Here is a 13,988-nt window from a genome sequence, read left to right as displayed (position 1 = left end):
TTATCCACTTTTCTCTAAGTGATTTTTAATGATTTCCAATTCCTCTGGATTCAAAGGACGGTAATGGCCTTCTGTTAGTTCTGTGTCTAATGTAAAATCACCAAATTGAACTCGTTTGAGGGAGGTCACCTTGACACCAACCGAGAGGAACATTTTCTTGACTTGATGAAATTTCCCCTCTGAAATGGTAATAGAGGCTTGACTGTGGGAAGGACTTGCAGATAGAATTTCTAGGCTTGCAGGTTTACAGACAGTACCATCTAAAAAGACAATTCCTTTTTGAAATGCTTGGATATGGTCAGGTGTCAGAAGTCCATTGACCTCAACTTGATAAGTCTTATCGACATGATATTGGGGATGGAGGAGCTGAAAGCCCAAGGGACCGTTATCGGTCAAGAGGAGGAGGCCGGTCGTATCTCGGTCCAGTCGGCCGACGGCATAGAGCTTGTCAGACTGGATGTCAGGTGACAGCAGGTTCATGACAGTTGGAAGTTCCCTGTCTTTATTGGCTGTAACGACACCAGCAGGTTTATGAAGCATAAGGTAGGTGTGCTCATAGCCTTGAATGATTCGGTCCTGAAAAAGGAGTTCTTGTAGTCCTGTATCGATATTTTGGGCTAGGGAGCGGGCTGGGCGACCATCGACTAGAATTTCCCCTTTGAGTAAGGCTTGCTTCATGCCCTTTCGACTAACTGTTTCTTGGGCTAATAAATTATCTAAACGCATACTGTGCCTATCTTATCATAAGTCGCCTGCTTTGAAAAGGCTTGATGTGAAAAGAAAAGCAGAGTGAAAACATTTACACTTGCTTGAGTTATGTTATTTACCTGAAATTATGGTATAATCGTTCAGTTAGAAAATAAATTTTGAATATTATAGAGGAAATCATGACAAAATTAAGAGAAGATATCCGTAACATTGCGATTATCGCCCACGTTGACCACGGGAAAACAACCCTCGTTGACGAATTGTTGAAACAATCAGAAACGCTTGATGCACGTACTGAATTGGCTGAGCGTGCTATGGACTCAAACGACATCGAAAAAGAGCGTGGAATTACCATCCTTGCTAAAAATACAGCCGTTGCCTATAACGGAACTCGTATCAACATCATGGATACACCAGGACACGCGGACTTCGGTGGAGAAGTTGAGCGTATCATGAAAATGGTTGACGGTGTTGTCTTGGTCGTAGATGCCTACGAAGGAACCATGCCACAGACTCGTTTCGTATTGAAAAAAGCTTTGGAACAAGACCTTGTCCCAATCGTGGTTGTTAACAAAATCGATAAACCATCAGCTCGTCCAGCAGAAGTAGTGGACGAAGTCTTGGAACTTTTCATCGAGCTTGGTGCAGATGACGACCAGCTTGATTTCCCAGTGGTGTATGCTTCAGCGATCAACGGAACTTCTTCATTGTCAGATGATCCAGCTGACCAAGAAGCTACTATGGCACCAATCTTTGACACAATTATCGACCATATCCCAGCTCCAGTAGATAACTCAGATGAGCCTTTGCAGTTCCAAGTGTCACTTTTGGACTACAACGACTTCGTTGGACGTATCGGTATCGGTCGTGTCTTCCGTGGTACTGTTAAGGTTGGGGACCAAGTTACCCTTTCTAAACTTGACGGCACAACTAAAAACTTCCGTGTTACAAAACTCTTCGGTTTCTTTGGTTTGGAACGTCGTGAAATCCAAGAAGCAAAAGCAGGTGATTTGATTGCCGTTTCTGGTATGGAAGATATCTTTGTCGGTGAAACTATCACTCCGACAGATGCAGTTGAAGCTCTTCCAATCCTACACATCGATGAGCCAACTCTTCAAATGACTTTCTTGGTTAACAACTCACCATTTGCTGGTAAAGAAGGTAAATGGGTAACTTCTCGTAAGGTAGAAGAACGTTTGCAGGCAGAATTGCAAACAGACGTTTCCCTTCGTGTCGACCCAACTGACTCTCCAGATAAATGGACTGTTTCAGGACGTGGAGAATTGCACTTGTCAATCCTTATCGAAACAATGCGTCGTGAGGGCTATGAACTTCAAGTATCTCGTCCAGAAGTTATCGTAAAAGAAATCGACGGTGTTAAATGCGAACCATTTGAACGTGTTCAAATCGACACTCCAGAAGAATACCAAGGTTCTGTTATCCAAAGCCTTTCTGAACGTAAGGGTGAAATGTTGGATATGATTTCAACTGGTAATGGTCAAACTCGTTTGGTCTTCCTTGTTCCAGCGCGTGGGTTGATTGGTTACTCAACTGAGTTCTTGTCAATGACTCGTGGTTACGGTATCATGAACCACACCTTCGACCAATACTTGCCATTGATTCCAGGTGAAATTGGTGGTCGTCACCGTGGTGCCCTTGTTTCTATCGATGCTGGTAAGGCTACAACTTACTCAATCATGTCTATCGAAGAACGCGGTACGATCTTTGTCAACCCAGGTACTGAGGTTTATGAAGGAATGATCATCGGTGAAAACTCTCGTGAAAATGACTTGACAGTTAACATCACTAAGGCGAAACAAATGACCAACGTTCGTTCAGCTACTAAGGACCAAACAGCTGTTATCAAGACACCTCGTATCTTGACACTTGAAGAGTCTCTTGAGTTCTTGAACGACGATGAGTACATGGAAGTAACGCCTGAGTCTATCCGTTTGCGTAAACAAATCCTTAACAAAGCAGAGCGTGAGAAAGCTAACAAGAAGAAAAAATCAGCTGAATAAGAGCTAGAAAGAGAGAAAGATGGTCTATTTAGTCCTAGGAATTTTACTGCTCCTACTCTATGTATTTGCGACACCAGAAAGCATTAAAGGGACAGTCAATATCGTCGCTATGGTATGTATTTTAGTGGCACTTTTGGTTTTGTTGGCTCTATCTTTTCTGAAAATTTTTCAATTACCAACAGAAATATTCCTAGCAATAGCCATGTTAATCCTAGCTTACTTTAGTGTGAGAGACATCACACTCATGCCAGTCAAAAAAAGTAAAAGAAGATAAAAAAGAGAGTTTCGGCTCTCTTTTTGCTTGTTAGAATGCCTAATCTGAGCATTTTCATTTAGAATTATTTCCATAAAAATGGTAAAATAGTAGGAGTAGAAATGGAGTTTGAGACATGAAAGTAATAGATCAATTTAAAAATAAGAAAGTCCTTGTTTTAGGTTTGGCCAAGTCTGGTGAATCGGCAGCTCGTTTGTTGGATAAGCTAGGTGCCATTGTGACAGTAAATGATGGAAAACCATTCGAGGACAATCCAGCTGCCCAAAGTTTGTTGGAAGAAGGAATCAAGGTCGTTACAGGTGGCCATCCTTTGGAACTCTTGGATGAAGAGTTTGCTCTTATGGTGAAAAATCCAGGTATTCCATACAATAATCCTATGATTGAAAAGGCTTTGGCCAAGGGAATTCCAGTCTTGACTGAGGTGGAATTGGCTTACTTGATTTCAGAAGCACCGATTGTTGGTATTACTGGTTCAAATGGTAAAACAACCACAACGACTATGATTGGGGAAGTTTTGACTGCTGCTGGGCAACATGGTCTTTTATCAGGAAATATCGGCTATCCTGCCAGTCAGGTTGCTCAAACTGCGTCAGACAAGGACACGCTGGTCATGGAACTTTCTTCTTTCCAACTCATGGGTGTTCAAGAATTCCATCCTGAGATTGCGGTTATTACCAACCTCATGCCAACTCATATCGATTATCATGGTTCATTTGAGGAATATGTAGCAGCCAAGTGGAATATCCAGAACAAGATGACAGCAGCTGATTTCCTTGTCTTGAACTTTAACCAAGACTTGGCAAAAGAATTGGCTACTAAAACACAAGCTACCGTTGTACCATTTTCAACACAGGAAAAGGTTGATGGAGCTTATTTGGAAGATGGTCAGCTCTACTTACGTGGGGAAGTGGTCATGGCAGCGAATGAAATCGGAGTTCCAGGTAGCCACAATGTGGAAAATGCCCTTGCGACTATTGCTGTTGCCAAGCTTCGTGGTGTGGATAACCAAACTATCAAAGAAACTCTTTCAGCCTTTGGTGGTGTCAAACACCGTCTCCAATTTGTGGATGAAATCAAGGGTGTGAAGTTCTATAATGATAGCAAATCAACCAATATCTTGGCGACTCAAAAAGCCTTGTCAGGATTTGACAATAGCAAGGTCATTTTGATTGCAGGTGGTTTAGACCGTGGCAATGAGTTTGACGAATTGGTGCCAGATATTACTGGACTCAAGAAGATGGTCATCCTGGGCCAGTCTGCAGAACGTGTCAAACGGGCAGCAGATAAGGCTGGTGTGGCTTATGTGGATGCGACTGATATTGCAGATGCGACCCGCAAGGCCTACGAGCTTGCGACTCAAGGAGACGTGGTTCTTCTCAGTCCTGCCAATGCCAGCTGGGATATGTATGCTAACTTTGAAGTACGTGGCGACCTCTTTATCGACACAGTAGCGGAGTTAAAGGAATAATATGAAAAAAATTGTCTTTACAGGTGGGGGGACGGTTGGACACGTGACCCTCAACCTTTTGTTAATGCCCAAGTTCATCGAAGATGGCTGGGAAGTCCACTATATCGGAGATAAGCGTGGGATCGAACATCAAGAAATCCTCAAGTCGGGTCTAGATGTCACCTTCCACTCCATTGCGACTGGAAAATTGCGTCGCTATTTCTCTTGGCAAAATATGCTGGACGTCTTCAAAGTTGGTTGGGGAATTGTCCAATCGCTCTTTATCATGTTACGAGTTCGTCCACAGGCCCTTTTTTCAAAGGGAGGATTTGTCTCTGTGCCGCCAGTTATCGCAGCGCGTGTTTCAGGAGTTCCTGTCTTTATTCATGAATCTGACCTGTCTATGGGCTTGGCCAATAAAATCGCTTATAAATTTGCGACTAAGATGTATTCAACCTTTGAGCAAGCTTCAAGTTTGTTTAAGGTCGAGCATGTGGGAGCAGTGACCAAGGTTTCAGATCAAAAAAATCCAGAACCAGATGAATTGGTAGATATTCAAACCCACTTTAATCCCCAATTGCCAACTGTATTGTTTGTCGGTGGTTCTGCGGGTGCTCGTGTCTTTAACCAATTGGTGACAGACCATAAGAAAGAACTGACAGAACGCTACAATATTATCAATCTAACTGGAGATTCTAGCCTGAACGAGTTGAGCCAAAATCTTTTTCGTGTTGACTATGTGACCAATCTCTATCAACCCTTGATGGAATTGGCTGATATTGTTGTGACACGTGGTGGTGCCAATACGATTTTTGAGCTCTTGGCCATGGCAAAATTGCATGTTATTGTGCCACTTGGTCGTGAAGCTAGTCGTGGTGACCAGATTGAAAATGCAGCTTACTTTGTAAAAAAAGGCTATGCAGAAGAGCTTCAAGAAAGCGATTTGACCTTGGATAGTTTGGAAGAGAAGCTTTCTCACTTACTAAGTCACAAGGAAGATTACCAAGCCAAGATGAAGGCTTCAAAGGAATTGAAATCTCTAGCAGATTTTTATCAATTGTTGAAAAAAGATTTATCATAAGGAAAGTAAATGTCAAAAGATAAGAAAAATGAGGGCAAAGAAATCCTCGAAGAATTGAAAGAGTTATCAGAATGGCAGAAACGAAACCAAGAATACCTAAAAAAGAAGGCTGAAGAAGAGGCAGCCTTAGCTGAGGAGAAGGAAAAGGAAAGACAAGCTCGAATGGCTTCAAAATCCGAAGAGTCAGATGAAACTGAGAACCAGAAGAGTGAATTTGATCCAAAAGACCCAGAATCAGCTAAGGGAGAGTCTGACGAAAAAGTAGCATCCTCAGAGGCTGACAAAGAGGAAGAAGAGATAGAAGAATCAGGGTCTAAAGAGAAGGAGGAACAGGATAAAAAGCTTGTTAAAAAGGCTACTAAGGAAAAAACAGCCAAAGCAAAGATTCCTGGCATCCATATCTTACGAGCCTTAACGATTTTATTTCCAAGTCTGCTTTTATTGATTGTCTCTGCCTACTTGCTCAGCCCTTATGCGACTATGAAGGATATCCGTGTTGAGGGAACAGTGCAAACTACGGCTGATGATATTCGACAGGCTTCAGGCATTCAGGATTCGGATTATACGATTAACCTTCTGCTAGATAAGGCAAAATATGAAGAGCAGATTAAGTCTAACTATTGGGTTGAATCAGCTCAGCTTGTTTATCAATTTCCAACCAAGTTCACTATCAAGGTCAAGGAATACGATATTGTGGCCTACTATGTTTCTGGTGAAAATCATTATCCTATTCTTTCCAGCGGTCAGCTTGAGACTAGTTCTGTGAGCCTGGTCAGTCTGCCAGAAACTTATATATCAGTTTTCTTTAATGACAGCGAACAAATCAAGGCTTTTGTCTCAGAACTTGCTCAAATTAGCCCAGAACTCAAGGCAGAGATCCAAAAGGTGGAACTAGCCCCAAGCAAGGTGACTTCCGATTTAATTCGATTGACCATGAATGATTCGGACGAAATCTTGGTTCCCCTTTCTGAAATGAGTAAGAAATTGCCTTATTACAGCAAGATTAAGCCACAATTGTCAGAACCAAGTGTGGTCGACATGGAAGCTGGAATTTACAGTTACACTGTGGCGGATAAATTAATTATGGAGGCTGAGGAAAAAGCCAAACAAGAGGCTAAGGAAGCCGAGAAAAAGCAGGAAGAAGAACGTAAACGTTTAGAAGAAGAACAGAAAAAACAAGAGGAAGAGAGCAATCGAAATCAAACAAATCAGCGTTCATCGCGTCGTTAGGTTTAGCTTTTCTCCTATAGCCCTTTAGTTTCCATGTTTTTACTTGACAAGTGCTAGTAGAAATAATAGAATAGTAAAAAACCTTTAAAGCAGTCCAGAGAGGCAGCTAAGGTTAGACGGTGAAAGGGTGGAGACTACCTATTTTTCGTGGAACCTTGCTGTTGGCAGGTTCCTTTTTTCGTGGCTTCTTGTGGCCAGACTCTCTCACTAGCAAAGGTAAAAGGAGAAACCTATGCGAGAACATCGTCCAGTCATTGCTCTTGATTTTCCTAGTTTTGAGGCGGTCAAGGAATTTTTAGCTCTTTTCCCAGCAGAAGAAAGCCTTTATCTAAAGGTAGGGATGGAGCTTTATTACGCAACGGGGCCTGAGATTGTGTCTTACTTGAAAGATCTGGGTCACAGTGTCTTTTTGGATCTCAAACTTCATGACATTCCCAATACAGTTAAGTCAGCCATGAAGGTCCTGTCTCAGCTTGGTGTGGACATGACCAATGTTCATGCGGCTGGGGGTGTAGAGATGATGAAGGCTGCGCGTGAAGGTCTTGGAATCCAAGCCAAATTGATTGCAGTGACTCAGCTGACCTCAACGTCAGAAGCCCAGATGCAGGATTTTCAAAATATCCAAACCAGCCTGCAAGAATCTGTCATTCATTATGCTAAGAAGACAGCTGAAGCGGGTTTGGATGGTGTCGTTTGCTCGGCTCAGGAAGTGCAAGTCATCAAGCAGGCTACCAATCCAGATTTTATCTGTCTAACACCGGGCATTCGTCCGGCCGGAGCTGCTGTTGGAGATCAAAAACGCGTTATGACACCTGCTGATGCCTATCAAATCGGTAGTGACTATATCGTAGTGGGACGTCCCATTACTCAAGCTGAGGATCCTGTTGTAGCTTATCATGCTATCAAGGATGAATGGAACCAAGACTAGAATTAAAGAAATAGATTAGAAAAACAAAAGGAGAAGACCATGACACTTGCTAAAGATATCGCTAGCCACCTCTTGAAAATTCAAGCCGTTTACCTCAAACCAGAGGAGCCTTTCACTTGGGCATCTGGTATCAAGTCACCGATTTATACGGATAACCGTGTGACCCTTGCCTATCCAGAAACTCGTACCTTAATTGAAAATGGTTTTGTAGATGCTATCAAAGAAGCCTTTCCTGAGGTTGAAGTGATTGCAGGAACTGCGACAGCTGGGATTCCACACGGAGCTATCATTGCTGATAAGATGAACTTGCCATTTGCCTACATCCGTAGCAAACCAAAAGACCACGGAGCTGGTAATCAAATCGAAGGTCGCGTAGCTCAAGGTCAAAAAATGGTAGTGGTTGAAGACCTTATTTCAACGGGTGGTTCAGTTCTTGAAGCTGTAGCAGCAGCCAAGCGAGAAGGAGCAGATGTACTTGGAGTTGTAGCGATTTTCAGCTACCAATTGCCAAAAGCAGATAAGAACTTTGCAGATGCTGGTGTTAAACTTGTGACGCTTTCTAACTACAGTGAACTCATCCACCTAGCCCAAGAAGAAGGGTATATCACACCAGAAGGCCTTGATCTTCTAAAACGCTTTAAAGAAGACCAAGAGAATTGGCAAGAGGTGTAAAAAATCAAAAGACTAAAAGGTTAAAAATTATACTATTCTGTCATATCAGGTGTATGAATGACAAGATTCAAGTTGTTAATGTTTTTTACGTCAATTGTTTAAGTTTTAGATTTGCTTGGCTTGCTCTTATATAAAAAATAGCACACGTCATGAAAGTTACAAGGGTTAAAGTATAATCCATAAACATGGTCAGATTTCCTTTTCTGAGATTTTGGAATTTCTTGCTTATCCCAGTCTTTTCAGTGATTTTAGCGTCAAGTTCTTTTTAGTTTTGAAAGATTATCCGTGAATTTCTTGGTTATTTATGATAAAATGGGAGTATCGCAAAAAATGACTCATCGTATTCAATTTTGAGTAAAACTAGGAGGATCCCATGTCTACAGAACATATGGAAGAACTAAATGACCAGCAGATCGTTCGCCGTGAAAAAATGGCTGCGCTCCGTGAACAAGGAATCGATCCTTTCGGAAAACGTTTTGAACGTACTGCAAATTCACAAGAATTAAAAGATAAATATGCCGACCTCGATAAAGAACAATTACATGATAAAAACGAAACAGCTACTATCGCAGGACGCTTGGTAACCAAACGTGGTAAAGGTAAAGTAGGTTTTGCCCACCTTCAAGACCGCGAAGGTCAAATCCAGATCTACGTTCGTAAGGATGCTGTCGGTGAAGAAAACTACGAAATCTTCAAAAAAGCAGACCTTGGTGACTTCCTTGGTGTCGAAGGCGAAGTGATGCGTACAGATATGGGAGAACTCTCTATCAAGGCTACTCACATCACACACTTGTCTAAGGCTCTTCGTCCTCTACCAGAGAAATTCCATGGTTTGACAGACGTTGAAACAATTTACCGTAAACGTTACCTTGACTTGATTTCTAACCGTGAAAGCTTTGAGCGCTTTGTCACTCGTTCAAAAATCATCTCTGAAATCCGTCGTTACCTTGACCAAAAAGGTTTTCTTGAAGTGGAAACACCTGTTCTTCATAACGAAGCCGGTGGTGCTTCTGCCCGTCCATTTATCACTCACCACAATGCCCAAAACATTGACATGGTGCTTCGTATCGCGACTGAGCTTCACTTGAAACGCCTTATCGTGGGTGGTATGGAACGTGTCTATGAAATTGGCCGTATCTTCCGTAACGAGGGAATGGATGCTACTCATAACCCTGAGTTTACTTCTATCGAAGTCTACCAAGCTTATGCTGACTTCCAAGACATCATGGACTTGACTGAAGGTATTATCCAATACGCTGCTAAATCAGTTAAAGGCGACGGCCCAGTCAATTACCAAGGAACTGAAATCAAAATCAACGAACCATTCCAACGTGTTCACATGGTGGATGCTATCAAAGAAATTACTGGTGTCGATTTCTGGCAAGACATGACTTTGGAAGAAGCCAAAGCTATCGCTGCTGAGAAGAAAGTTCCAGTTGAGAAACACTACACTGAAGTTGGCCACATCATCAATGCCTTCTTTGAAGAGTTTGTTGAAGAAACCTTGATCCAACCAACCTTTGTATATGGACATCCAGTAGCTGTATCTCCACTGGCTAAGAAAAATCCTGAAGACCAACGCTTTACTGACCGTTTCGAGCTCTTCATCATGACTAAGGAGTACGGCAATGCCTTTACTGAGCTCAACGATCCAATCGACCAACTTAGTCGCTTTGAAGCCCAAGCTAAAGCTAAAGAACTTGGTGACGATGAAGCGACAGGTATCGACTATGACTACATCGAAGCCCTTGAATATGGTATGCCACCAACAGGTGGTTTGGGAATCGGTATCGACCGTCTCTGCATGCTCCTCACGGATACAACTACTATCCGTGATGTATTGCTCTTCCCAACAATGAAATAAACGCTTATCCTCTGGTACTTGTCAGAGGATTTTTTTGATGCAAAAAGAGACTGAATTTAAGGAGAAAATGAAGTATAGTGTATTGAAGTTGAAATAGTACACTTTGATTTCTAAGACATTGTTAGAAATTGGTTTAAATTCCCTAATCAATTTGCGCATGTTTTATTTCATTTTACGATAGTACGCTGAAACTTTTCAAAAAGTACTAGAAATTGACTTGGATTCTCCAATTGATTTGTTCAGATTCACTATAAATAAAAAATTAATAAGTGGGATAGCACCTCGCTTAAATGGTAGGTATGGAATTGATACAAGTCAATAGCCGCTCCATGGGGATGTTGAGGTGTCGTATTCACTTGTTTTTTATAGCATTAGTAGATAGAATCAGCAAATAAAAAAGTAGTTCAAATGCCTGGCAGCAAAAAATCTTAACGATTCACTTAATATAGACTAAAGTTTAGAGTTTAAGGAAAGTAGGGATAGTATATTGTATGAAAAAATAAGATGGTTTTTAAGCAAAACTCTTGAAAATGATTGAAAAAAGAGTTATTATAGTTGTATAGTAAAAAGCAAACGCTTACTTAATCAAGGAGGACAGTTTATGTCATACAAAACAAGCAATGCAGAAGGTCATGTAGATTTCATCAATACCTATGATTTGGAGCCCATGGCGCAAAAAGTGATCCCTAAAGCAGCCTTTGGTTATATCGCCAGTGGAGCAGAGGATACTTTTACTTTACGGGAGAACATCCGTGCTTTTAACCACAAACTCATCGTTCCGCATACGCTTTGCAATGTAGAAAATCCAAGTACAGAAATTGAATTTGCAGGTGAAAAATTGTCTTCACCAATCATTATGGCGCCTGTTGCGGCTCATAAATTGGCAAACGAACAAGGTGAAGTGGCAACTGCGCGTGGTGTGCATGAGTTCGGTTCTCTTTACACAACCAGTTCTTACTCTACTGTTGACCTTCCAGAGATTTCTGAAGCCCTCCAAGGGACACCTCATTGGTTCCAATTTTACTTTAGTAAAGATGATGGCATTAACCGCCACATCATGGACCGTGTGAAGGCTGAAGGTTATAAGGCGATTGTCTTGACGGCAGATGCTACTGTAGGGGGTAATCGTGAAGTGGATAAGCGTAATGGTTTTGTCTTCCCAGTTGGCATGCCGATTGTTGAAGAATACCTGCCAGAAGGTGCTGGTAAATCAATGGACTTTGTTTACAAATCAGCTAAACAACGCTTGTCTCCACGCGATGTAGAATTTATCGCTGAATACTCAGGACTTCCTGTGTATGTCAAGGGACCACAATGCCGTGAGGACGTTGAACGTTCGCTTGCTGCAGGAGCTTCTGGTATCTGGGTAACCAACCACGGTGGTCGTCAAATCGACGGTGGACCAGCTGCCTTCGACTCACTTCAAGAAGTAGCAGAAGCAGTTGACAAACGTGTGCCGATTGTCTTTGACTCTGGTGTTCGCCGTGGTCAACACGTCTTTAAAGCCTTGGCTTCAGGAGCAGACTTAGTAGCTATTGGTCGCCCGGTTATCTATGGCTTGGCTCTCGGCGGTAGTGTTGGTGTGCGTCAAGTCTTTGAACACTTGAATGCGGAATTGAAGACAGTCATGCAGTTGTCTGGAACTCAGACTATTGAAGATGTCAAACACTTCAAGCTCCGTCACAATCCATACAACCCAACCTTCCCAGTTGACCCACGTGACTTAAAATTGTATTGATAAAAGAGATTGCCTCCACTGAATGTGGAGGTTTTTCTTCGTGTATTGGAAGAATAAATCGCTATCAAAAACTATATAAAGATATTTTTCGGTCAAATATCTTGCTAGAGCTTTCATTTTTTGCTATACTGGTGCAGTAATTAAATAATAAAGACATTTGGGGTGCTTTAAGCTGAGATGATACCCATTGAACCTGATACAGTTAAGACTGGCGAAGGGAAATGTGAACAGTTTTTTTCGTATGGCGAAATGAACGATCTAATCTTGTAAGTCAACTCTAATTCTTGATTGTAATTGGAGTTTTTTTGTTTATATAAAACTGGATAGGCTTGTTTAGGTAGCTCTCTGCAAATGCCCTAGATTTTCTTTAAAAGGGTCAAGTGAAACTAGGATTTTGCTTGGTATTTTATTGATTACTAAGGAGTAAAGAGAGGAAAAATAAATATGGAAACACAGATTTATGCATTTCAGCCAGGTTTGACTGTTGGAGAATTATTAAAAAGTAGTCAGAAGGATTGGCAGGCTGCTGTCAATCATCGTTTTGTCAAGGAACTTTTTGCAGGGACAATTAAGAATAAGGTCTTAAAAGACTACCTAATTCAAGATTATCACTTCTTTGATGCCTTCTTATCCATGCTGGGTGCCTGCGTAGCTCACGCAGACCAGCTTGAATCCAAACTTCGTTTTGCCAAGCAACTAGGCTTTCTTGAAGCAGATGAAGATGGTTATTTCCAAAAGGCTTTCAAAGAGTTAAAAGTATCTGAGAATGATTATCTGGAAGTGACCTTGCACCCTGTAACAAAAGCCTTTCAGGATCTTATGTATTCGGCAGTGGCTTCATCAGACTATGCCCATCTTTTGGTCATGCTGGTCATTGCAGAAGGTCTCTATTTAGACTGGGGTTCTAAAGATTTGGCTCTACCTGAAGCCTATATTCATTCGGAATGGATCAATCTCCACAGAGGTCCTTTCTTTGCAGAGTGGGTTCAATTTCTGGTTGACGAACTCAATCGTGTTGGGAAAGGTCGAGAAGATTTGACAGAACTTCAGCAACGCTGGAATCAAGCGGTCGCTTTAGAATTAGCCTTTTTTGATATTGGTTATGACGCCTAGAGAAAGTTTAGGATAGTTACAAATTTGATGAGGTAAATCATTCAATGTAAATGAAAAAAATTTCTTAACAAAAGATAGAGATAAATCGAAATCAGTATATCGTATAAAGTGAAAAGGAAGGATTTCAATATGACAAGTTTAAAATTATTAAAAGAAAAAGCACCTTTGGTCATTTGCATCACCAATGATGTAGTAAAAAATTTCACAGCAAATGGATTAGTAGCACTGGGTGCGTCACCAGCTATGAGCGAGTACCCAGCAGACTTAGAAGATTTATTAAAATATGCTGGAGGATTATTGATTAACATTGGGACTTTAACGGATGAAAATTGGAAGCTGTATCAAGAGGCACTAAAAATTGCTGAAAAATATAATGTCCCTGCAGTTTTAGATCCTGTAGCCTGTGGAGCAGGAGAATATAGAAAAAAAGTAGCAGATGATTTAATCAACAATTACAAACTAGCTGCGATTAGGGGAAATGCTGGAGAGATTGCTTCTTTAGTAGGTATAAATGTGGCATCTAAAGGAGTAGATAGTGCTGGTGTGGATAATATTGATGAGATTGCTCTAGCAGCCAACGCTAAGTTCAATATTCCAATTGTAGTAACAGGTGAAGTGGATGCTATTGCGGTAAATGGAGAAGTGGTAACGATTCATAATGGTAGTGCCATGATGCCAAAAGTTATTGGGACAGGATGCTTATTAGGTGCTGTAGTAGCAAGCTTTATCGGACTAGAAAAAGGTCAAGAATTGAAATCTTTAGAAACAGCAATGTTAGCATATAATATTGCCGGGGAAATGGCAGAAAAGCGTCCTAATGGACATCTACCAGGAACGTTTAAAGTTGAATTTATTAATGCATTATATGAAGTTACTGATAAAGATATAGAAACATTTAAAAAGGTGAAATAA

At 41.3% G+C, this 13,988-nt stretch carries 12 protein-coding genes and 1 riboswitch; of the genes, 11 read left to right on the top strand and 1 reads right to left on the bottom strand.

The window, feature by feature from the left end:
* Positions 1-726 carry a pseudouridine synthase gene (locus AC6I9F_RS07280; RefSeq protein ID WP_498021368.1) on the bottom strand — a complete coding sequence of 242 codons (726 nt, stop codon included), beginning with the start codon at positions 724-726 and terminating at the stop codon, positions 1-3.
* 161 nt (positions 727-887) lie between these two features.
* On the opposite strand from AC6I9F_RS07280, the gene typA reads away from it, so the two are divergent.
* The 11 genes from typA to thiM all read left to right on the top strand — a co-directional run bounded on the left by typA (position 888) and on the right by thiM (position 13,988).
* Complete coding sequence (gene typA / locus AC6I9F_RS07275; protein ID WP_000164111.1) at positions 888-2,729, top strand: translational GTPase TypA; 1,842 nt, start codon at positions 888-890, stop codon at positions 2,727-2,729.
* 19 nt (positions 2,730-2,748) lie between these two features.
* The gene (locus AC6I9F_RS07270; RefSeq protein ID WP_000262803.1) at positions 2,749-3,003 is read left to right on the top strand and encodes a DUF3165 family protein; all 255 of its coding nucleotides are present in this window, start codon (positions 2,749-2,751) and stop codon (positions 3,001-3,003) included.
* Between the two features lie 115 nt (positions 3,004-3,118).
* Positions 3,119-4,471, top strand: coding sequence for a UDP-N-acetylmuramoyl-L-alanine--D-glutamate ligase (gene murD / locus AC6I9F_RS07265; protein WP_498021359.1), 1,353 nt, complete (start codon positions 3,119-3,121; stop codon positions 4,469-4,471).
* Position 4,472: 1 nt separating this feature from the next.
* A complete protein-coding gene (locus AC6I9F_RS07260; RefSeq protein ID WP_498021357.1) occupies positions 4,473-5,531 on the top strand; it encodes a UDP-N-acetylglucosamine--N-acetylmuramyl-(pentapeptide) pyrophosphoryl-undecaprenol N-acetylglucosamine transferase in 1,059 nt (352 codons plus the stop codon).
* A 9-nt stretch (positions 5,532-5,540) separates the two neighbouring features.
* The gene (locus tag AC6I9F_RS07255; RefSeq protein WP_112443451.1) at positions 5,541-6,761 is read left to right on the top strand and encodes an FtsQ-type POTRA domain-containing protein; all 1,221 of its coding nucleotides are present in this window, start codon (positions 5,541-5,543) and stop codon (positions 6,759-6,761) included.
* Between the two features lie 232 nt (positions 6,762-6,993).
* A complete protein-coding gene (gene pyrF / locus AC6I9F_RS07250) occupies positions 6,994-7,689 on the top strand; it encodes an orotidine-5'-phosphate decarboxylase (protein ID WP_112443452.1) in 696 nt (231 codons plus the stop codon).
* Positions 7,690-7,728: 39 nt separating this feature from the next.
* Complete coding sequence (gene pyrE / locus AC6I9F_RS07245) at positions 7,729-8,361, top strand: orotate phosphoribosyltransferase (protein ID WP_138335561.1); 633 nt, start codon at positions 7,729-7,731, stop codon at positions 8,359-8,361.
* Between the two features lie 373 nt (positions 8,362-8,734).
* Positions 8,735-10,225 carry a lysine--tRNA ligase gene (gene lysS, locus AC6I9F_RS07240; protein ID WP_498021354.1) on the top strand — a complete coding sequence of 497 codons (1,491 nt, stop codon included), beginning with the start codon at positions 8,735-8,737 and terminating at the stop codon, positions 10,223-10,225.
* 601 nt (positions 10,226-10,826) lie between these two features.
* A complete protein-coding gene (gene lctO, locus AC6I9F_RS07235; protein ID WP_088791092.1) occupies positions 10,827-11,963 on the top strand; it encodes an L-lactate oxidase in 1,137 nt (378 codons plus the stop codon).
* A 148-nt stretch (positions 11,964-12,111) separates the two neighbouring features.
* Positions 12,112-12,200, top strand: a riboswitch (TPP riboswitch).
* 207 nt (positions 12,201-12,407) lie between these two features.
* The gene (locus AC6I9F_RS07230; protein WP_173276685.1) at positions 12,408-13,076 is read left to right on the top strand and encodes a TenA family protein; all 669 of its coding nucleotides are present in this window, start codon (positions 12,408-12,410) and stop codon (positions 13,074-13,076) included.
* Positions 13,077-13,205: 129 nt separating this feature from the next.
* Positions 13,206-13,988 carry a hydroxyethylthiazole kinase gene (gene thiM, locus AC6I9F_RS07225; RefSeq protein ID WP_173276684.1) on the top strand — a complete coding sequence of 261 codons (783 nt, stop codon included), beginning with the start codon at positions 13,206-13,208 and terminating at the stop codon, positions 13,986-13,988.

The organism is Streptococcus nakanonensis (assembly GCF_059738785.1).
This window is presented reverse-complemented; position numbering and strand designations above follow the sequence as displayed.

Coding starts and splice junctions, on each gene's coding strand:
- AC6I9F_RS07280 (WP_498021368.1), bottom strand. CDS start 726: ATGCGTTTAGATAATTTATTAGCCCAAGAAACAGTTAGTCGAAAGGGC.
- typA (WP_000164111.1), top strand. CDS start 888: ATGACAAAATTAAGAGAAGATATCCGTAACATTGCGATTATCGCCCAC.
- AC6I9F_RS07270 (WP_000262803.1), top strand. CDS start 2,749: ATGGTCTATTTAGTCCTAGGAATTTTACTGCTCCTACTCTATGTATTT.
- murD (WP_498021359.1), top strand. CDS start 3,119: ATGAAAGTAATAGATCAATTTAAAAATAAGAAAGTCCTTGTTTTAGGT.
- AC6I9F_RS07260 (WP_498021357.1), top strand. CDS start 4,473: ATGAAAAAAATTGTCTTTACAGGTGGGGGGACGGTTGGACACGTGACC.
- AC6I9F_RS07255 (WP_112443451.1), top strand. CDS start 5,541: ATGTCAAAAGATAAGAAAAATGAGGGCAAAGAAATCCTCGAAGAATTG.
- pyrF (WP_112443452.1), top strand. CDS start 6,994: ATGCGAGAACATCGTCCAGTCATTGCTCTTGATTTTCCTAGTTTTGAG.
- pyrE (WP_138335561.1), top strand. CDS start 7,729: ATGACACTTGCTAAAGATATCGCTAGCCACCTCTTGAAAATTCAAGCC.
- lysS (WP_498021354.1), top strand. CDS start 8,735: ATGTCTACAGAACATATGGAAGAACTAAATGACCAGCAGATCGTTCGC.
- lctO (WP_088791092.1), top strand. CDS start 10,827: ATGTCATACAAAACAAGCAATGCAGAAGGTCATGTAGATTTCATCAAT.
- AC6I9F_RS07230 (WP_173276685.1), top strand. CDS start 12,408: ATGGAAACACAGATTTATGCATTTCAGCCAGGTTTGACTGTTGGAGAA.
- thiM (WP_173276684.1), top strand. CDS start 13,206: ATGACAAGTTTAAAATTATTAAAAGAAAAAGCACCTTTGGTCATTTGC.